The organism is Pseudomonas sp. GW822-FHT02G04 (assembly GCF_058802085.1).
In genome coordinates, this window is the sequence record NZ_JBXANU010000008.1 from 1 (window position 1) to 18495 (window position 18495).

At 58.4% G+C, this 18495-nt stretch carries 19 protein-coding genes; 10 read left to right on the forward strand and 9 right to left on the reverse strand.

From position 1 onward, the window contains the following. Nucleotides 1–90: 90 nt before the first annotated feature. Complete coding sequence (gene tyrS, locus AC1RO5_RS12790; protein ID WP_493175248.1) at nucleotides 91–1290, reverse strand: tyrosine--tRNA ligase; 1200 nt, start codon at nucleotides 1288–1290, stop codon at nucleotides 91–93. Nucleotides 1291–1500: 210 nt separating this feature from the next. Here tyrS and AC1RO5_RS12795 point away from each other — a divergent pair, with 210 nt between their 5' ends. Together AC1RO5_RS12795 and AC1RO5_RS12800 are read left to right on the forward strand one after the other, a co-directional pair. After that, a complete protein-coding gene (locus AC1RO5_RS12795; protein ID WP_493175250.1) occupies nucleotides 1501–2919 on the forward strand; it encodes a peptidoglycan DD-metalloendopeptidase family protein in 1419 nt (472 codons plus the stop codon). A 3-nt stretch (nucleotides 2920–2922) separates the two neighbouring features. Then, a complete protein-coding gene (locus AC1RO5_RS12800; RefSeq protein WP_493175252.1) occupies nucleotides 2923–4014 on the forward strand; it encodes an anhydro-N-acetylmuramic acid kinase in 1092 nt (363 codons plus the stop codon). 73 nt (nucleotides 4015–4087) lie between these two features. Here the strand turns inward: AC1RO5_RS12800 and erpA are convergent, their stop codons facing one another. Both erpA and argC read right to left on the reverse strand, forming a co-directional pair. After that, nucleotides 4088–4438: an iron-sulfur cluster insertion protein ErpA gene (erpA, locus tag AC1RO5_RS12805; protein WP_007906865.1), complete on the reverse strand. Its 351-nt coding sequence runs from the start codon at nucleotides 4436–4438 to the stop codon at nucleotides 4088–4090. A 167-nt stretch (nucleotides 4439–4605) separates the two neighbouring features. Then, on the reverse strand, nucleotides 4606–5640 hold the full coding sequence (argC, locus tag AC1RO5_RS12810) for an N-acetyl-gamma-glutamyl-phosphate reductase (RefSeq protein WP_007941665.1): 1035 nt from the start codon (nucleotides 5638–5640) through the stop codon (nucleotides 4606–4608). Between the two features lie 135 nt (nucleotides 5641–5775). On the opposite strand from argC, the gene hemJ reads away from it, so the two are divergent. The 6 genes from hemJ (at nucleotide 5776) to coq7 (ending at nucleotide 10401) form a co-directional block, all read left to right on the forward strand. Beyond that, nucleotides 5776–6207: a protoporphyrinogen oxidase HemJ gene (gene hemJ, locus AC1RO5_RS12815; RefSeq protein ID WP_018928879.1), complete on the forward strand. Its 432-nt coding sequence runs from the start codon at nucleotides 5776–5778 to the stop codon at nucleotides 6205–6207. A 33-nt stretch (nucleotides 6208–6240) separates the two neighbouring features. Beyond that, nucleotides 6241–7209: an NAD(P)H-dependent flavin oxidoreductase gene (locus AC1RO5_RS12820; RefSeq protein WP_493175254.1), complete on the forward strand. Its 969-nt coding sequence runs from the start codon at nucleotides 6241–6243 to the stop codon at nucleotides 7207–7209. A gap of 90 nt (nucleotides 7210–7299) precedes the next feature. Beyond that, nucleotides 7300–8259, forward strand: a complete 960-nt coding sequence (locus AC1RO5_RS12825) for a DUF805 domain-containing protein (protein WP_493175256.1) — start codon at nucleotides 7300–7302, stop codon at nucleotides 8257–8259. Nucleotides 8260–8321: 62 nt separating this feature from the next. Then, on the forward strand, nucleotides 8322–9110 hold the full coding sequence (locus AC1RO5_RS12830; RefSeq protein ID WP_018928876.1) for an SDR family NAD(P)-dependent oxidoreductase: 789 nt from the start codon (nucleotides 8322–8324) through the stop codon (nucleotides 9108–9110). Nucleotides 9111–9190: 80 nt separating this feature from the next. Then, entirely contained in the window at nucleotides 9191–9529 is a 339-nt protein-coding gene (locus AC1RO5_RS12835) for a histidine triad nucleotide-binding protein (protein ID WP_007906873.1), read from the forward strand. A 224-nt stretch (nucleotides 9530–9753) separates the two neighbouring features. Then, nucleotides 9754–10401, forward strand: coding sequence for a 2-polyprenyl-3-methyl-6-methoxy-1,4-benzoquinone monooxygenase (coq7, locus tag AC1RO5_RS12840; RefSeq protein WP_493175258.1), 648 nt, complete (start codon nucleotides 9754–9756; stop codon nucleotides 10399–10401). Between the two features lie 93 nt (nucleotides 10402–10494). Here coq7 and speD read toward each other — a convergent pair whose 3' ends face one another. Together speD and AC1RO5_RS12850 are read right to left on the reverse strand one after the other, a co-directional pair. Beyond that, nucleotides 10495–11289, reverse strand: coding sequence for an adenosylmethionine decarboxylase (gene speD, locus AC1RO5_RS12845; RefSeq protein WP_018928874.1), 795 nt, complete (start codon nucleotides 11287–11289; stop codon nucleotides 10495–10497). Between the two features lie 237 nt (nucleotides 11290–11526). Beyond that, entirely contained in the window at nucleotides 11527–11949 is a 423-nt protein-coding gene (locus AC1RO5_RS12850) for an OsmC family protein (RefSeq protein WP_493175260.1), read from the reverse strand. A 247-nt stretch (nucleotides 11950–12196) separates the two neighbouring features. Between AC1RO5_RS12850 and crp the strand changes: the two genes are divergently transcribed. Then, entirely contained in the window at nucleotides 12197–12841 is a 645-nt protein-coding gene (gene crp, locus AC1RO5_RS12855) for a cAMP-activated global transcriptional regulator CRP (RefSeq protein WP_493175262.1), read from the forward strand. A gap of 26 nt (nucleotides 12842–12867) precedes the next feature. Here the strand turns inward: crp and AC1RO5_RS12860 are convergent, their stop codons facing one another. The 4 genes from AC1RO5_RS12860 to AC1RO5_RS12875 all read right to left on the reverse strand — a co-directional run bounded on the left by AC1RO5_RS12860 (nucleotide 12868) and on the right by AC1RO5_RS12875 (nucleotide 16153). After that, nucleotides 12868–13569, reverse strand: coding sequence for a lipoate--protein ligase family protein (locus AC1RO5_RS12860; protein WP_493175264.1), 702 nt, complete (start codon nucleotides 13567–13569; stop codon nucleotides 12868–12870). A gap of 98 nt (nucleotides 13570–13667) precedes the next feature. Continuing rightward, the gene (gene trpC / locus AC1RO5_RS12865; RefSeq protein WP_493175266.1) at nucleotides 13668–14504 is read right to left on the reverse strand and encodes an indole-3-glycerol phosphate synthase TrpC; all 837 of its coding nucleotides are present in this window, start codon (nucleotides 14502–14504) and stop codon (nucleotides 13668–13670) included. Beyond that, nucleotides 14501–15550 carry an anthranilate phosphoribosyltransferase gene (trpD, locus tag AC1RO5_RS12870; protein ID WP_427627092.1) on the reverse strand — a complete coding sequence of 350 codons (1050 nt, stop codon included), beginning with the start codon at nucleotides 15548–15550 and terminating at the stop codon, nucleotides 14501–14503. The genes trpC and trpD overlap by 4 nt, the downstream gene beginning before the upstream one ends. Nucleotides 15551–15559: 9 nt before the next feature. Next, nucleotides 15560–16153: an aminodeoxychorismate/anthranilate synthase component II gene (locus tag AC1RO5_RS12875; RefSeq protein WP_019650349.1), complete on the reverse strand. Its 594-nt coding sequence runs from the start codon at nucleotides 16151–16153 to the stop codon at nucleotides 15560–15562. Nucleotides 16154–16564: 411 nt separating this feature from the next. Between AC1RO5_RS12875 and estP the strand changes: the two genes are divergently transcribed. Beyond that, complete coding sequence (gene estP / locus AC1RO5_RS12880) at nucleotides 16565–18475, forward strand: esterase EstP (protein ID WP_493175269.1); 1911 nt, start codon at nucleotides 16565–16567, stop codon at nucleotides 18473–18475. The last annotated feature ends 20 nt before the right edge of the window (nucleotides 18476–18495 follow it).

Genomic DNA, 18495 nt, shown 5'->3' on the forward strand with positions numbered 1-18495 from the left:
TGTTTACCAAGGAGTTTTCCGTTTCGACTGCGCCGGAAGTGGGGCGAATTATAGACGTCCAGAATCTGCCGTCAACCCCTGATTTCAGCTTTATTCGGATTTGAGCGTAATACGCGCAAATGCCTTCTTCCCAGCCTGGCAAACGTGGGTCGCGCCCAGTGCGTATATAAAGGTGCGATCGACAACTTCACCATCTATACGCACACCACCAGAACCCAGAAGATCACGCGCCACGGCAGAGTTCTTCACCAGGCCCGCCTTATTAAGGACAGCGGCGATCGGCATATCTTCGGCAGCGGTCAATTCGATCTCTGGCAGATCATCCGGCAACTCGCCGTCTTTCATACGGTTGCCCGCCGCACGGTGAGCACTGGCCGCAGCCTCTTCACCATGGAAACGCGCAACGATCTCTTCGGCCAACTTGATCTTGATGTCACGCGGATTCGCACCTGCCTCGACGTCAGCCCGCAAGGCATCGATCTCTTCCATGGAGCGGGAGCTGAGCAATTCGAAGTAACGCCACATCAGCACATCAGGAATAGAGACCAGCTTGCCGTACATGACACCCGGCGCCTCCTGGATACCGACATAGTTGCCCAACGACTTGGACATCTTCTTCACGCCATCCAGCCCTTCGAGCAACGGCATGGTCAGAATGCATTGAGCCTCTTGACCATAACTACGCTGCAGCTCACGCCCCATCAGCAGGTTGAACTTCTGATCGGTACCGCCCAGCTCGACATCCGCGCGCAAAGCGACCGAGTCGTAACCCTGAACCAGCGGATAGAGGAATTCATGAATGGCGATTGGCTGATTGGTCGTGTAGCGCTTGTCGAAGTCGTCGCGCTCGAGCATGCGTGCCACGGTGTATTGCGAAGTCAGGCGTATGAAGTCAGCCGGCCCCATCTGATCCATCCAGGTGGAGTTGAACGCCACTTCGGTTTTGGCCGGATCAAGAATCTTGAAGACCTGAGTCTTGTAGGTCTCGGCATTCTCGAGAACCTGCTCACGGGTGAGCGGCGGACGTGTCGCACTCTTGCCGCTCGGATCACCGATCATCCCGGTGAAGTCACCTATAAGGAAGATCACCTGGTGCCCCAGATCCTGGAACTGGCGCAGCTTATTAATAAGCACGGTGTGACCCAAGTGCAAATCCGGCGCGGTCGGATCGAAGCCTGCCTTAATACGTAGCGGCTGGCCACGCTTGAGCTTTTCGATCAGCTCGGACTCGACCAACAGTTCTTCTGCACCACGTTTGATCAGCGCTAGCTGCTCTTCAACCGACTTCATAACAGACCTGCAAGACTCGAATTCAAAGGGGACCAACCATACAAGATCGGGCGTCAAATACAAGTTTTGCCCGGCGCACGGACGCCAATCCACGGCCAGAGCGTCCGCAGGCTTGCTTCAGAGATGATTTGGTTATATTTTATACAGTTATTTCGTCTTCATCATGTCATTCATCTTTTCCAATTCATTTTTTCAAAGTCAAAATTACTTATGACCAAAGAATCGTCTAAAGCGCCACCGCTTTACCCGAAGACCCACCTGCTCGCAGCAAGCGGTATCGCCGCCCTTCTGAGCCTGGCGCTTCTGGTATTTCCTTCCAGTGATGTTGAAGCCAAAAAGACGACCCTGAGTCTTGAACTGGAAAGCCCTGCAGAACAACTGACACAAGATCAAGACGCTGCCGACGTCGTCCAAGCCACAAATGAGCCGGCAGCCTCCCCTTTCGCACAGATCGAAAACAGCGCCGAAGATACTCAGGAAACCGCCCAGGCCACTCCCGCACCAGTCGTCGAAGAAAAGAAGGCGCCAGGCCACAGGGAAGTGATCGTTGCCAAAGGCGATACTCTCTCGACCCTGTTTGAGAAAGTCGGCCTTCCGGCCACTTCGGTGCATGAAGTGCTGGCCAGCGACAAGCAGGCCAAGCAGTTCAGCCAGCTCAAACATGGCCAGAAGCTCGAGTTCGAACTGGGCCCGAATGGCCAACTGACCAATTTGCACAGCAAAGTCAGCGACACGGAAAGCATCAGCCTGACCAAAAACGACAAGGGTTATACGTTCAACCGCATTACCGCCAAGCCCACTGTTCGCTCCGCCTACGTACATGGAGTGATCAACAGTTCGCTGTCGCAATCTGCCGCCAGAGCCGGTTTGTCCCATAGCCTGACCATGGATATGGCTAGCGTGTTTGGCTATGACGTCGACTTCGCCCAGGATATTCGCCAGGGTGACGAGTTCGATGTGATCTATGAACAGAAGGTCGTCAACGGTAAAGCGGTCGGCAACGGTCCGATTCTTTCCGCACGCTTCACCAACCGCGGCAAGACTTACACCGCTGTGCGCTACACCAACAAACAAGGCAACAGCAGCTACTACACAGCTGACGGCAACAGCATGCGCAAGGCGTTCATCCGTACTCCGGTAGACTTCGCCCGCATCAGCTCGAAATTCTCCATGGGCCGCAAGCACCCGATCCTGAACAAAATCCGCGCCCACAAGGGTGTCGATTACGCAGCACCACGCGGCACACCGATCAAGGCTGCCGGCGACGGCCAGGTATTGTTGGCCGGTCGCCGCGGCGGTTACGGCAACACCGTGATCATCCAGCACGGCAGCACCTACCGTACGCTGTACGGCCACATGCAGGGCTTCGCCAAAGGCATCAAGACTGGCGGCAGCGTCAAGCAAGGTCAGGTGATTGGCTACATCGGCACCACCGGCCTCTCCACCGGCCCGCACCTGCACTACGAGTTCCAGGTCAACGGTGTGCACGTCGACCCACTGGGTCAGAAGGTGGCAATGGCCGATCCGATCTCCAAAGCTGAACGCTCACGCTTCCTTGCGCAAAGCCAACCGCTGATGGCGCGCATGGACCAAGAGAAAGCCACCCTGCTGGCTTCGAGCAAACGCTAAGCCATGGCACTCTATATAGGTGTGATGTCCGGGACCAGCCTTGATGGCCTGGACATTGCGCTGATCGAGCTGGCCCCGGCGATCAAGCTGATCGCCACGCATTACATCCCCATGCCCGAGTCCCTGCGCGCCGAGCTCCTTGGCCTGTGCGCCAGCGGTCCGGACGAGATTGCCCGCTCCGCCATTGCCCAGCAGAACTGGGTGAAACTGGCCGCGCAGGGCATTCATACCCTCCTCGACCAACAAAACCTCAAGCCTGGTGACATTCGCGCGATTGGCAGCCACGGCCAGACCATTCGCCACGAGCCGGCGCGCGGGTTCACGGTGCAGATCGGCAACCCTGCCTTGCTCACCGAGCTGACTGGCATCACCGTGGTCAGCGACTTCCGCAGCCGCGACGTAGCTGCTGGCGGACAAGGCGCTCCATTGGTTCCAGCCTTTCACGAAGCCTTGTTCGAAGAACAGCCCGGTAACCGCGCGGTGCTGAACGTCGGCGGGTTCAGTAACCTCAGCCTGATCGAACCCGGCAAGCCTGTCGCAGGCTTTGACTGCGGCCCTGGGAACGTCCTGCTGGATGCCTGGATTCACCGGCAACGCGGCGACAACTTCGATCGCAATGGCCAATGGGCCGCCAGCGGCAAGGTTGAGCCGGCTCTGTTGAATGAGCTGCTCAGTGATCCGTTCTTTGTAACTCAAGGTCCGAAGAGCACTGGCCGCGAAGTGTTCAATCTGCCATGGCTGATGCAGCATCTGTCACAGCTGCCAACCTTCGCAGCCGAAAACATACAGGCCACACTGCTCGAGCTGACCGCCCTGACCATCGTCGAATCATTGCAAAGCGCTCAATCGGATACCCGGGAGCTGCTGGTCTGCGGCGGCGGAGCGCACAACGTCACGTTGATGAAGCGGTTGGCCAGCCTGTTGCCGAACGCGAAAGTCAGCAGCACCGCCGCTTATGGAGTAGATCCGGACTGGGTTGAAGCCATGGCCTTTGCCTGGCTGGCCCATTGCTGCCTGGAAGGTATCGCGGCCAACCGCCCAAGCGTCACCGGCGCCCGTGGCCTGCGTGTACTCGGCGCCATCTACCCCGCCTGAACCTGAACCCCAGACAGCAAAACGCCGCAGAGTCCTGAGACCCTGCGGCGCTTGTTGATGCGGTGAGGTGCGATCAGATCGAGAACGAAGAGCCGCAGCCACACGTGGTGGTAGCGTTCGGGTTCTTGATCACGAAACGCGAACCTTCCAGACCTTCCTGGTAATCCACCTCGGCACCTGCCAGGTACTGGAAGCTCATCGGATCGACCACCAGGCTGACGCCTTCGCGCTCGACAATGGTGTCGTCATCGGCCACTTCTTCATCGAAGGTGAAGCCGTACTGAAACCCTGAACAACCGCCGCCCGTAACGAATACGCGCAGCTTCAAGCGATCATTCCCCTCTTCATCGACCAGGCTCTTCACCTTGTGCGCAGCACCGTGGGTGAATTGCAAAGCCGTGGGGGTGAAGGATTCGACGCTCATGCTGACTATCTCCCGGCGTTACGCCGCCATAATGCGTGATGACGCGCATTATCCGCTTCTCCCAGAAAATCGGTCAACTATTGTTACGGTATATCAATCAACCCAATTGTCAGACCAGAATGCAAAAAGGCCCATTCAACGGGCCTTTTTGCTTTGCGGATAAAGCCTTACGGCAGCATGCCCGCATGGGAAAGACCCAGGCGCTCATCCAGACCGAAGAGGATATTCAGGTTCTGCACAGCCTGACCCGACGCGCCTTTGACCAGGTTGTCGATGACCGACAACACCACCACCAGATCACCATCCTGCGGACGATGCACGGCGATACGGCAAACGTTGGCACCGCGCACGCTGCGGGTTTCCGGGTGGCTGCCGGCCGGCATGACGTCGACGAACGGTTCGTTGGCATAACGCTTTTCGAACAGTGCCTGCAGATCCACCGAGCGGTCCACGACGGTCGCGTAGAGCGTCGAGTGAATGCCGCGAATCATCGGCGTCAGGTGCGGAACGAAGGTCAGGCCGACGTCCTTGCCCGCTGCACGACGCAGACCCTGGCGGATTTCCGGCAAGTGACGGTGACCTTTTACGGCGTAAGCCTTCATGCTTTCCGACGTCTCGGAGTACAGCGAACCTACCGAAGCGCCACGACCGGCACCACTGACACCGGATTTGCAGTCAGCGATCAAACGTGTGGTATCGGCCAGACCGGCTTCAAGCAATGGCAGGAAACCCAATTGCGTCGCGGTCGGGTAGCAACCCGGTACAGCAATCAGGCGTGCCTGCTTGATCTGCTCGCGATTAACTTCCGGCAAGCCGTAGACCGCCTCCTCCAGCAGTTCCGGCGCGCCGTGCGGCTGGCCGTACCACTTGGCCCACTCATCGGCGTCTTGCAAACGGAAATCTGCAGACAGGTCGATGACCTTGGTCCCCGCAGCCAGCAATTCACCCGCCAGGGCATGAGCGACACCGTGCGGCGTGGCGAAGAACACCACGTCGCAGGCCCCAAGGGTCTTGATGTCCGGAACGCTGAACGCCAGGCCGTCGTAATGGCCTCGCAGGTTCGGGTACATGTCGGCCACGGCCAGGCCGGCCTCGGATCGGGAAGTGATCACCACCACTTCTGCCTGCGGATGCTGTGCCAACAGACGCAGCAGTTCGACACCGGTGTAACCCGTGCCGCCGACGATACCGACCTTGACCATAAACCTGCCCTCAACGAACCCACTGGAAAGCCGTCGATAATAGGGGCCGCGCGGCCCTGCGACAACCGTCAAGGTGACGTGCGGGCGCTCTACCCCCTACTATCTTCACTACCGTGAACCTGGGAATAACTAAAAATGCTTTATCTGTGGCTCAAAGCGCTTCACATCATCAGCATGGTCTGCTGGTTTGCCGGCCTGTTTTACCTGCCGCGCCTGTTCGTCTATCACGCGCAAAGCGAAGACACCGTCAGCAAGGAACGCTTCAGCATCATGGAGCGCAAGCTGTACCGGGGTATCATGGGGCCAGCGATGATCGCCACCCTGGTGTTCGGTATCTGGCTGATCAGCCTCAACCCGAGTGCCTATTTCGGCCAGGGCGCGTGGATGCACGCCAAGCTGACCCTGGTGGTGATCCTGATCGGCTACCACCACATGTGCGGCGCACAGGTAAAACGTTTTGCCCGTGGCGAAAACACCCGCAGCCATGTCTTTTATCGCTGGTTCAATGAAGTGCCGGTTCTGATATTGCTGGCTATCGTAATTCTGGTCGTCGTCCGGCCGTTTTAAATCCGACAGGCACACTCACCCGGGGTACTTCCAATGCCGCTGCCCGCTCTGCTCGAACAACGCTTGCGTCTGCCCGTGGTGGCGGCGCCGATGTTCCTGATTTCCAACCCTGAGCTGGTGCTCGCCTGCTGCCGTAATGGCGTGGTAGGCAGTTTCCCTGCGCTGAACCAGCGTGAGAGCAGCGGTTTCAAGGCCTGGCTGGAAGAAATCGAAGCAGGGCTGGCGACACTGGAAAACCCCGCGCCTTACGCGGTGAACCTGATTGTCCACCACAGCAATCCGCGATTGCAGGCGGATCTGGCGATCTGCATCGAACACAAAGTACCGATCGTGATCACCAGCCTCGGCGCCGTGAAGGAAGTGGTCGATGCGGTGCACAGCTACGGCGGCCTGGTGTTTCACGACGTGACGACCCGTCGCCACGCAGAAAAAGCTGCCGAAGCCGGTGTAGACGGTTTGATTGCCGTTGCCGCAGGGGCCGGTGGTCACGCCGGGACCTGGAGCCCGTTCTCGCTGATCGCCGAAATTCGCCAGTTTTTCGACAAGACCCTACTGCTGGCCGGCTGCCTGAACCATGGCCACGAGATTCTTGCTGCGCAATTGCTTGGTGCGGATTTGGCCTACTTCGGTACGCGATTTATCGGCACCACGGAAAGTCATGCGCCTGACGCCTACAAGGAGATGCTCCTGACTGCCAGAGCCGCGGACATCGTCCATACTCCAGCGGTGTCGGGAGTTCCGGCAAGCTTCATGCGTCAGAGCCTGGAGGCCGCCGGTTTCGACATGGCGGCGCTGCAAAGCAAAGGCGAGGTTGACTTCGGCTCCAAGCTCAAGCCCTTGAACGATGAAGCCAAAGCCTGGAAAACCGTGTGGTCTGCGGGCCAGGGTGTCGGTGAAATCGAGGATCTGCCAAGTGTCGATCAACTGGTCGCACGTCTCGGCGCCGAATACCGCAAGGCACTGGAACTGGCGGCAGCGCTGCCCAAGCGCTGGCCGCGTTGACAGGAAAGTTTGGCCAGCCCAACCCGGCCGGCCTTACACTCCCCTTGTTACACTTTCTATTACAACTCTCGCGACAAGGATGCCTCGGCCATGAGCGAAAAACGTTTCAAGATTGTCTTCGATGGTGCTCTGCTGCCAGGTGTTGACGCCACCACCGCGAAGCTCAATCTCGCCGGGCTGTTCAAAAGCGATGTTGCTGCCATCGAACGCCTGTTCAGTGGCCGGACGGTCGCGCTCAAACGCGACCTGTCACACGCCGACGCGCAAACTTATCTTCAGGCGCTGACAAAAACCGGCATTGATGCCCGAATTGAAGCCGAACCCTCGATCGAGCTGAACCTGTCCGACATTCACGTAAGCCCACCGCCATCGGCAGAGCCTGAGTCCCCCTACGCTCCACCGCGCGCCACCGTCGGCGAAGCGCTGCCGGAGTTCGCCACACTCAAGGCATTCAGTTTCAGTGGCCGCATCGGCCGACTGCGCTTTCTGGCCTGGACAATGGCCCTGACGCTGGTGACGCTGGGCATTGGCTCGGTGCTGGCCATTTTCGGCTTCGGCCTCATCAGCACCAACTCGACTGCCGGCCTAATTGTCGCGGGTCTGCTGGCCGTTATTCTGATCGTGATACTCGCGTTCATCAGCATCCAGTTCAGTGTGCAGCGCCTGCACGATATCGGCTGGTCTGGCTGGCTCTGGCTGTTGAACCTTGTGCCGTTCGTGGGGGGCGCTTTCCCGTTCGTGATAATGATCGTGCCGGGTAACAACACTGCCAATCGATATGGCGCACCGCCGCCGCCCAACAGCAACGCAGTCAGGGTACTGGCTTCATTGTGGCTGGTGTTTATTGCGATCATGTTCGTTGGCGGGCTGACTGGAGGTCTCACGGCGATTCAGGATGAGTATGAAAGCGCCACTGATAGCGCCTATCAAAGCAGCTCCGTGACCACCGATGAAGTCGAAGCTGTACCCGTCGAGGTCGACTCGGCAGCAGATTCAACCGACGATGCAGCCGAAGCGACCCAGCCCCCTGTAGACTCTGCAAAAGAATGAACAGCGCTCCCCGCCCGTGACACCTGCGTCGCTGGCGCGGAGCTGTTGCGATGGAGAACTGCATGACCCGTTACGCTCTGATCACTGGCGCTTCCAGCGGCATCGGCCTGGCGATGGCCGAAGCGCTGGCCCGGCGCGGCCGCAGCCTGTTACTGGTGGCCCGACAGCGTGATCAGCTGGAAAGTATTGCGATTGAACTGACTCAACGTTTTGGCGTGGAAGTATTGTTTCGTGCCTGTGACCTGGGTGAACCGCTGCGCCTGTCCGGATTTCTGCTGGAGCTGGAGGAAGGTGAGCGGCAAATCGATCTGCTGGTCAACTGCGCCGGCATCGGCACCTGTGGCCCATTCCTGGCCCAGGACTGGATGACCGAGCAGGACCTGATCGAAGTGAACATCCTGGCCCTCACTCGCTTGTGTCATGCCATCGGTAACAGCATGGCCTTGCAGGGCGGCGGGCAGATTCTAAACGTCGCCTCGGTTGCGGCGTTCCATCCCGGCCCATGGATGAGTACTTATTACGCCAGCAAGGCTTATGTGCTGAATTTTTCCGAAGGCTTGCGCGTCGAACTGAAAAAATGCGCGGTCAAGGTGTCGGTGCTCTGCCCCGGCCCGACACGCACGGCGTTTTTCCGTACCGCGCAACTGAACACCGACAAGCTGGGCGAGAGCAAACTGCTGATGAGCCCAGAGGAAGTCGCGCTCTATACCGTGCGCGCCCTGGAGAAAAATCGCGCCATTATCATCCCCGGTCGCCTGAATCGCTGGTTCGCCTTCCTGCCACGGCTCGGCTCGCGCTGGCTGACCCGGACAATCGCGGGCATGGTCAACAAGGCGTACTGCCCGCGCTGACCAGCCTTCAAGGTAAAAAACTGGGCTCAGGCAGGGCCCATGCGTACACTCAAGCCAGCCAAACAACGGAGAAAACAGCTGTGGATACTCTGTTCACCAAGATCATCAACCGGGAAATCCCGGCGAAGATCATTTACGAGGACGACCAGGTACTGGCCTTCCACGACATCGCGCCACAGGCCCCCGTGCATTTCCTGGTGGTCCCGAAGAAACCGGTGCGCACCCTTAACGACCTCACCGAGGACGATAAGGCACTGGCTGGGCATATTCTGTTCACCGCGCAGCGTCTGGCCCTGGAACTGGGCTGTGAAGAAGGTTTCCGGGTGGTCATGAACTGCAATGAATTGGGCGGGCAGACCGTTTATCACATTCATATGCACGTGTTGGGTCAGCGCCAGATGCACTGGCCGCCGGGCTGATTGCATGCAGTACCGGTTTATGTGGCGAGGGAGCTTGCTCCCGCTGGGTTGCGAAGCAGCCCCAAATCCACGCATCGAGTTTTTCCAGACAAGACCGATGGGTTGAATTTACGACCGCTTCGCGGCCGAGCGGGAGCAAGCTCCCTCGCCACAGATGACCCAGCGCAAACCCTCCCCGGCCGATTGGGTTAAACTGGCCGCCGAGATTCTTCCCGGAGGTCAGCATGACTACCCAACGTCACTACTCGCCAATTGACCGTCTTCTGCTGCAAGCCGATGCCGCGATGCGTACTTTGCTGCCCTTCAGTGGTCAGCCCTATCGTCCGTCGCCTGCCATCGTGCAGCCGGATGCGCAAATGAGCGACGAGGACACCCGGCACGTCGCCGGTTTGATGCGCATCAACCATACCGGCGAAGTCTGTGCCCAGGCGCTGTATCAAGGTCAAGCCCTGACCGCCAGGCTGCCGCAAGTGCGCGCCGCCATGGAACATGCCGCCGAAGAAGAAATCGATCATCTGGTCTGGTGCGAACAGCGCATCCACCAGTTGGGCAGCCACACCAGCATTCTCAATCCGCTGTTCTACGGAATGTCGTTCGGGATTGGCGCGGTGGCCGGGCTGATCAGCGACAAAGTCAGCCTGGGTTTCGTTGCCGCCACCGAGCATCAGGTTTGCAAACACCTGAACGAACACCTTGAACAACTGCCCGCCGAGGACGAAAAATCCCGGGCGATACTTGAGCAGATGCGCATCGATGAAGAGCAGCATGCTGAGAGTGCACTGGATGCTGGAGGGTTTCGTTTTCCTGCACCGGTGAAGTTCGGGATGAGTCTTTTGGCCAAGGTGATGACCAAGAGCACTTATCGGATCTGACGGTTGCGTTGTTTGATCGGGCCTCTTCGCGGACAACAGCAATGAAAAAGGCGACTACCTTGCGGTAGTCGCCTTTTTTTGTACTCGGAACTCTCAGCTCGGCATGTTGCGCGCGTAGAAGATTTCGAGCATTTCGTGTTTCACACGCTCAGTCACCTGGGCACGCTGCTCAGAAGACAGGTTGCTGGTGGCGTCGCCGAACAGGTAGTTATCCAGTTCGAAGTTCTTCAGCAGCATTTTGGTGTGGAACAGGTTTTCCTGATACACGTTCACGTCGGTCATCTGATACGCGTCGCGAGTGTCTTCGGAGAGGTAGTTCTGGATCGAGTTGATCTCGTGGTCGATGAAGTGCTTCTTGCCTTCAACGTCACGGGTGAAGCCGCGCACGCGGTAATCCACAGTCACGATATCCGAATCGAACTGGTGAATCAGAAAGTTGAGCGCCTTGAGCGGTGAAATGACGCCACAGGTCGACACGTCGATGTCCACACGGAACGTCGCGATACCGTCCACCGGATGGATTTCCGGGTAGGTGTGCACCGTGATGTGGCTCTTGTCGAGGTGGGCCAGGATGATTTCGGGCAACGGGCCCGGAGACTCTTCAATCTGACTGTCGGTGGGGGTCACCGGCTCTTCAGAGATCAGAATCGTGACGCTGGCGCCCTGGGGTTCATAGTCCTGACTGGCGATGTTCAGGATATTGGCACCAATGATATCGACAACTTCCGTGAGGATCTGCGTCAGGCGCTTGGCGTTGTACTCTTTATTGATGTACTCGACGTAAGCCTGTTGGTCTTGCGGGGTTTCCGCGTAGCAGATGTCATAGATGTTGAAGCTCAAGGTCTTTGTCAGGTTATTGAACCCGTGGAGCTTGAGTTTGCTTTTCACCGTTAAAAACTCTCTATGTATGCGGGCTGGCCGCGTGATCAAGCATGCCCGTCAGATGCGAACGACGCACCTGCGTAGGACGGTTAACACCTCTTCGCGATGGCGATTTTGGTTGTCTGTTCAGGCAAGCGACCTGTCGGCTGACCGATCACTGCCCTGAAAAAAGTGGCGCATTATGCAGACGTCAGCTATGGATCACCAGAGTCTGCACCGCTTTTATGATAGTTGAATGTCGAATCAACCGAGTTCGATAATCTCGTAGTCGTGGGTAATCGCCACGCCAGCCGCGCCGAGCATGATCGAGGCCGAGCAATACTTCTCCGCCGACAGTTCGATGGCGCGCTTGATCTGGGCTTCTTTCAGCCCGCGGCCCTTGACCACGAAGTGCATGTGGATCTTGGTGAACACCTTCGGATCTTCGGTCGCACGCTCGGCTTCGAGGAAGGCTTCGCAGCTTTCGACGGCCTGACGGGACTTCTTGAGGATGCTGACCACATCGAAATTGCTGCAACCGCCAACACCCAGCAGGAGCATTTCCATCGGCCGGACACCCAGGTTACGACCGCCGGCATCGGGCGGACCGTCCATGACCACGACATGACCGCTGCCGGATTCACCGAGGAACATGGCTTCGCCTGCCCATTGGATGCGTGCCTTCATCGCCAAGACTCCACTGTATAAAAAAGGGTCGCCAGCTTAGCACAGGGCCCTTGATTGGCAGCGCTTCGCCTTCCTAGGACATAACCGTATGCGTCGTAGGTAAATTCTCGAATCTTGAAGGAATGTGTCTGTTAAGCTGACGCCAATTCACTGGCGCTTAGCCAGCTTTGTAGCGAACAAAAAACCCAGGCTTCAACAGCCCCCTATAAAAAACAAACACACCGTGCAGTCTTTTCGGGATACAACCATGGTTGCTATTACCCCCACACCCAAAATCAAGAACCTCGACAAACTGTTGATGCATTGCCAACGCCGTCGTTATGCCGCCAAGAGCAACATCATCTGTGCCGGCGACCGCTCGGACACGCTGTTCTTCATCATCAAGGGTTCGGTAACCATCCTGATCGAGGATGACGATGGCCGTGAAATGATCATTGCCTACCTCAACTCCGGAGACTTCTTCGGTGAACTGGGTCTGTTTGAGCAAGCCGGGCTGGAACAGGAGCGCAGCGCCTGGGTACGCGCCAAAGTCGAATGTGAAGTCGCGGAAATCAGCTACGCGAAATTCCGCGAGTTGTCTCAACAGGATCCAGACATTCTTTACGTGCTCAGCGGACAAATCGCACAGCGCCTGCGCAATACCACGCGCAAGGTCGGCGACCTGGCATTCTTCGACGTGACCGGTCGCGTTGCGCGTTGCCTGTTGGAGCTGTGCAAGCAGCCAGACGCCATGACCCACCCGGACGGCATGCAGATCAAGGTGACCCGTCAGGAGATCGGCCGGATTGTCGGTTGTTCCCGCGAGATGGTCGGCCGCGTGCTCAAGGATCTGGAGGATCGCAACCTGGTCGACGTCAAAGGCAAGACCATGGTGGTCTTCGGTACGCGCTGAGCTCTGAGAACTGAAGCTCGGAGAGCTTAAGCTTCGAACACTTCTGCCAACATTTGACGATACAACGCATCGAGCCGTTCCAGCGCATCAGGAGCGGCAAACTTTTCATGCAGGGCAATGTGGCTTTCTGCGCGAACCCGCTGTTCCAGACCGCAGGCTTCGTTGAAACGATTGACCGCCGCGACCATCGACTCTCGTTCGTTATCGATCAGCATCGCCCCGTGCACCAGCCCGACCGGACGCTGACCGCCCTTGCTCTGCCGCCAGCGCTGAGCGGTACCGACCATCTTGCGACCATCGAGGTTGACGTTGAAACGGCCGTCGCAGAATGCGCCCTTAATTTCGCCCAGGGACGACACGCCGCCCAACTCGTCAAGCAGCTGGCAAATCGGGTTGCAGAGCCGGCGATAGGCGGTTTCGATCCGGTTCTGGTCACCCTCGCTGCGCGGTGGCGCGTAGACCAGCGCGATGTTGAGGGTCGATGCCGATTGCGGCACCGGCTCGCCGCCAGTTTCGCGCAGCAGTACCGGCCAACCGGCAGCGGCGGATATCTCGCACGCCGCCTCGAAACCCGGCAAGCGATTCAAGCGGCGCGGCATGACCAATGCTTGGTCTGTGGGTTGCCAGAACAGCAAGCCGAACTCCGAATCACCGGTGCACACATGGGCCAACAGGTCCTGTTCGGCAAGCAGGCCGGCTTCGATGGTCAGAGAGGTTGGCTGGGACATGGATGACTCCGTAAGACATGAAGTCTTTGGGGGGCTTGATGACCTCTTCGCGGGCAAGCCCGCTCCCACAGGGGATCGGGTTGCCTGCGAAAATGTGTTCAGTCGAGCGTAGAGCCGCTCACTGGAACACCGCGCTCGGGAAAGAACAGGCGCTGCAGTTCGGTACCCGGGCTTTCGGCGCGCATGAACGCTTCGCCGACCAGGAACGCATACACGTCGCTGATTTCCATCAACTCGACATCGGCGCGGTTAAGAATGCCGCTTTCGGTGACCACCAGACGATCACGCGGAATACGCGGCAACAGGTCGAGGGTGGTTTCCAGACTGACCTCGAAGGTGTGCAGGTTGCGGTTGTTCACGCCCACCAGCGGCGTGTCGAGGGTTTTCAAAGCCCGCTCCAGCTCGTCGCCATCGTGGACTTCCACCAGCACATCGAGGCCGACGCTTTTGGCCACGGCCGCCAGCTCGGCCATTTTCACGTCATCCAGTGCGGAGACGATCAACAGCACGCAATCAGCACCCAAGGCGCGGGACTCTATGATCTGGTACGGATCGATCATGAAGTCTTTGCGGATCACCGGCAGTTTGCACGCCGCCCGGGCTTGTTGCAGATATGCATCCGCACCCTGGAAGTAGTCGATGTCGGTGAGCACCGACAGGCAAGTAGCTCCGCCCTTCTCGTAACTCCTGGCAATGTCCGCTGGCACGAAGTTCTCGCGAATCACGCCCTTGCTTGGCGAAGCTTTCTTGATTTCAGCAATCACCGCCGGCTGCTTCTTCTTGGCCTGATCGATCAATGCCTTGGCAAAACCACGGGGTGCATCGGCCGCCTTGGCCAGGTTTTCCAGCTCCGCCAGGCTTACACGAGCGCTACGCTCGGCGACTTCCTGGGCTTTGCGGGCCAGAATATTTTCCAGAACCGTCGGTACACTCATCCCTCATTCTCCACTTTGAATACCGCGGTAAATGCACCCAATTCCTCAAGTTTTTCCCGAGCGAGGCCTGTGTGCAGCGCATCGTGCGCCAGGGCAACGCCTTCTTTCAAACTGCTGGCATGGTCGGCGGCGTACAGCGCGGCACCGGCATTGAGCACGATCATCTCGGCGGCTTTCTGACCGTTCTCGGTCTTGCGCTTGCCCAACGCATCGCGAATCAACTCAAGGGAAGCCGTCGGGCTTTCCACCGCCAGACCATGCAGGCTCTGGCTCTTCATCCCGAGGTCTTCGGGCTCGACCCAATACTCGGTGATCTGGTCATTCTTCAATTCCGCGACAAAGGTCGGTGCCGCCAGACTGAACTCGTCCAGGCCATCCTTCGAATGCACCACCAGCACGTGTTTACTGCCCAGGCGCTGCAAGACTTCGGCCAATGGCCGGCACAACGCCTGACTGAACACACCCACCACCTGATGTTTCACACCGGCCGGATTCGTAAGCGGGCCGAGCATGTTGAACAAGGTGCGCAGACCCAACTCGCGGCGCGGGCCGGCGGCGTGCTTCATGGCACTGTGATGGGTCTGGGCAAACATGAAACCGATGCCGACGTTGTCGATGCAGCGTGCCACCTGAACCGGGGTCAGGTTCAGATAGATACCCGCCGCTTCCAGCAGGTCGGCACTGCCGCTTTTACCCGACACCGCACGGTTACCGTGCTTGGCCACGGTGCAACCGGCCGCCGCGACCACAAACGAAGAAGCGGTCGAAACGTTGAAAATGTTCGCACCGTCGCCGCCGGTGCCGACCACATCGACCACGCCATCGAGGGTGTTGAGTTCAACCTTGTCCGCCAACTCGCGCATCGCCGTCACGGCGCCGACGATCTCGTCGATGCTTTCGCTCTTCATGCGCATGGCCATCATGAACGCGCCAATCTGCGCGTCCGTGCATTGCCCGGTCATGATTTCGCGCATGACATCGCGCATTTCATCGGTGCTGAGGTCGAGGTGGCCGACGATACGGCTCAGGGCTGTCTTGATATCCATGGAAAGTCCTTAGCGCGTGCCGCCGGTTTGTTTGAGGAAGTTGGCGAACAGCTCGTGCCCCTGTTCGGTGAGGATAGACTCAGGGTGGAATTGCACGCCCTCGATGTTCAGCGTCTTGTGACGCAGGCCCATGATCTCGTCCACCGAGCCGTCTTCAAGCTGGGTCCAGGCAGTCAGCTCCAGGCAATCGGGCAGGGTTTCGCGCTTGACGATCAGCGAATGGTAGCGGGTGACCGTCAACGGGCGATTCAGCCCTTCGAATACGCCCTTGTCCTCGTGAAATACCGGGCTAGTCTTACCGTGCATGACCTGACGGGCACGGACCACATCGCCACCAAACGCTTGGCCGATGGATTGGTGACCCAGGCAAACGCCGAGAATCGGCAGCTTGCCGGCGAAGTGTTTGATCGCTTCGATGGAAATACCGGCTTCGGTCGGGGTGCAAGGACCAGGAGACACGACGATGCGCTCAGGCTTGAGGGCTTCGATTTCGGCAATGGTGAGTTCATCGTTGCGCACGACTTTGACCTCGGAGCCCAGCTCGCCGAGGTATTGCACAACGTTGTAAGTAAAAGAGTCGTAGTTATCGATCATCAGCAACATGGCGTTAAGAACCTCTTGAATTCACTGACTTTTAATACGGCCTTCGAATGATTTACCCGCAGTGTGCTGCGCTTTGGCAGGTGCTGGAGTGGCGCCAGCAAAGCGGCATTTCATACAGGTAAAGAAGGCAAAGCGGTACAGGTCCGGCCAGGCCGGCAGAAAAGATTCAGGCGCGCCAACGCCAACGGGCGTGTGCCTTGATGACTTGATCCAGGAGTTTGCTGACGATCAACACGGGGAAGGTCTCATTCATACGTCTCGGCACAGTAACTTAGCTGGGCAGAGCGTGCAATATGGCCGGAGCGAGAGCTCGCGAAACAATTGAAGGGTTAGCGACAGATGGCAAAAGGCCGAAAGTTTTTGGTACTGTCGTCTCGTTCTCACTACAACAATAAATAAACGGACTTGCTCATGATCAAACAGACGTTGTTTGTACCGCTCGCCGGATGCCTGCTCGCCATGGCCTGCGCCCAGGCGATTGCCGCGCCCAACCCTTATTCGAATTTCGTTGTTTTCGGCGACAGCCTCAACGATGCCGGGACGCTTACCGACACGGGCGGCCCTGCCGGGGCGACACAGCGTTTTACCAACCGAACCGGGCCGGTCTACCTGGATGGCAGCGGTGAATTACGCTCGCTCAACGCCACGCAGATACTGGGTGGGAAACTGGGGTTCTCGCCGGACCAGACAGCTTCATCGTCCTCGGCGGTACGCGCCAGCGAAGGCCTGCCCGATGGCAACAACTGGGCAGTTGGCGGCTATCGCACCGACCAGATCCTCGATTCGATCACCAGTACCTCCGCCACGAGCGAACGCACCCGTGCGGGTTATCTGCCGTCGAACAATTTCCGCGCCGACCCGAATGCACTGTATTACCTCTCGGGAGGCGGCAATGACTTCCTTCAGGGGCGCGTGACCAACCTGCCCCTGGCCAGCGCCGCCGCCGATCGCCTGGCCAGTAGCGCGCAGACCCTGCAACAGGCCGGTGCCCGCTACATCATGGTCTGGCTGCTGCCGGACATCGGCTTTACCCCAGCTTTCAACGGCACACCATTGCAGGCCTTCACGTCCCAGCTCAGTTCTCAGTTCAACACCGAACTGGTCAGCCAACTGCAGAGCATTAACGCCAACATCATTCCGTTGAACATTCCGGTACTGCTCAAAGAGACGTTCGCCAACCCTGGCCAGTTCGGCCTCGCCACCGACCAGAACCTGAGCGCCACCTGCTTCAGCGGCAACAGTTGCACCGAAAACGCTCGATACGGCATCAACAGCGCCACCCCCGACCCGACCAAGCTAATCTATAACGACTCGGTGCACCCAACCGAAGCCGGGCAGCGCCTGATTGCCGATTACGCATACTCGCTGCTGTCCGCACCATGGGAAGCAACCCTGCTGCCACAAATGGCCCAGGGCACTTTGCGTTCTCATCAGGATGAGCTGCGCAACCAGTGGCTGGCCGATTGGGAAAACTGGCAAGGCGTGGGCCAATGGCGGGCGATTGTCGCCGGTGGTGGCCAGCATCAGGACTTCGACAGCCAGCGCAGCGGCGCCAGCGCTGACGGCAATGGCGCCAACCTGAACATCGGGGGCAGCTATCGGCTCAATGACGCATGGCGCGTTGGCTTGGCGGCGGGCTTCTATAACCAGAAACTCGAAGCCGGCGATAACGATTCGGATTACAAACTCAACACCTACATGGGCACCGCTTTCGCCCAATACCAGCAGAATCGCTTTTGGGGTGACGCGGCACTGACGGCCGGGCATCTGGACTACGACAGTCTCAAACGCAAATTCCAGTTGGGGGTCAATGAACGCGGGGAGAAAGGCGACACTGATGGTTACCTGGTCGCCATCAGCGGCCGCGTGGGTTATGACATCGCGGCAGAAGCGAGCAGCCCGTGGCACTTGTCGCCATTCGTGAGCGCTGATTTCGCCAAGGTTGAAGTCGACGGTTACTCGGAAAACGGCGCCGACTCCACCGCGCTGACATTTGACGACCAGTCACGCATTTCCCGGCGTCTTGGCCTCGGGATCCAGGGTAAGTACCAGATCACCTCACAAACCCAAGTGTTTGGCGAACTGGCCCACGAGCGCGAGTACAACGACGACACCCAGAATGTGACCATGAACCTCAACAGCCTGCCGAACAACCGCTACACCCTGGCCGGCTACACCCCACAAACCAACCTGAACCGCTTGAACCTCGGCGTGAGCCACAACCTCACCAAGGACTTGGCATTGCGCGCCAGCTACGACATTCGCAAGGATGATGACTTCACCCAGCAAGGTATTAATGTCGGGGTTGCGTTGGACTTCTAGATCGCAGGCAACAAAAAACG

Bases quoted from the DNA above. Each gene is read 5' to 3' on its own strand.
- tyrS (WP_493175248.1), bottom strand. From the start codon at position 1,290: ATGAAGTCGGTTGAAGAGCAGCTAGCGCTGATCAAACGTGGTGCAGAA.
- AC1RO5_RS12795 (WP_493175250.1), top strand. From the start codon at position 1,501: ATGACCAAAGAATCGTCTAAAGCGCCACCGCTTTACCCGAAGACCCAC.
- AC1RO5_RS12800 (WP_493175252.1), top strand. From the start codon at position 2,923: ATGGCACTCTATATAGGTGTGATGTCCGGGACCAGCCTTGATGGCCTG.
- erpA (WP_007906865.1), bottom strand. From the start codon at position 4,438: ATGAGCGTCGAATCCTTCACCCCCACGGCTTTGCAATTCACCCACGGT.
- argC (WP_007941665.1), bottom strand. From the start codon at position 5,640: ATGGTCAAGGTCGGTATCGTCGGCGGCACGGGTTACACCGGTGTCGAA.
- hemJ (WP_018928879.1), top strand. From the start codon at position 5,776: ATGCTTTATCTGTGGCTCAAAGCGCTTCACATCATCAGCATGGTCTGC.
- AC1RO5_RS12820 (WP_493175254.1), top strand. From the start codon at position 6,241: ATGCCGCTGCCCGCTCTGCTCGAACAACGCTTGCGTCTGCCCGTGGTG.
- AC1RO5_RS12825 (WP_493175256.1), top strand. From the start codon at position 7,300: ATGAGCGAAAAACGTTTCAAGATTGTCTTCGATGGTGCTCTGCTGCCA.
- AC1RO5_RS12830 (WP_018928876.1), top strand. From the start codon at position 8,322: ATGACCCGTTACGCTCTGATCACTGGCGCTTCCAGCGGCATCGGCCTG.
- coq7 (WP_493175258.1), top strand. From the start codon at position 9,754: ATGACTACCCAACGTCACTACTCGCCAATTGACCGTCTTCTGCTGCAA.
- AC1RO5_RS12850 (WP_493175260.1), bottom strand. From the start codon at position 11,949: ATGAAGGCACGCATCCAATGGGCAGGCGAAGCCATGTTCCTCGGTGAA.
- crp (WP_493175262.1), top strand. From the start codon at position 12,197: ATGGTTGCTATTACCCCCACACCCAAAATCAAGAACCTCGACAAACTG.
- AC1RO5_RS12860 (WP_493175264.1), bottom strand. From the start codon at position 13,569: ATGTCCCAGCCAACCTCTCTGACCATCGAAGCCGGCCTGCTTGCCGAA.
- trpC (WP_493175266.1), bottom strand. From the start codon at position 14,504: ATGAGTGTACCGACGGTTCTGGAAAATATTCTGGCCCGCAAAGCCCAG.
- trpD (WP_427627092.1), bottom strand. From the start codon at position 15,550: ATGGATATCAAGACAGCCCTGAGCCGTATCGTCGGCCACCTCGACCTC.
- AC1RO5_RS12875 (WP_019650349.1), bottom strand. From the start codon at position 16,153: ATGTTGCTGATGATCGATAACTACGACTCTTTTACTTACAACGTTGTG.
- estP (WP_493175269.1), top strand. From the start codon at position 16,565: ATGATCAAACAGACGTTGTTTGTACCGCTCGCCGGATGCCTGCTCGCC.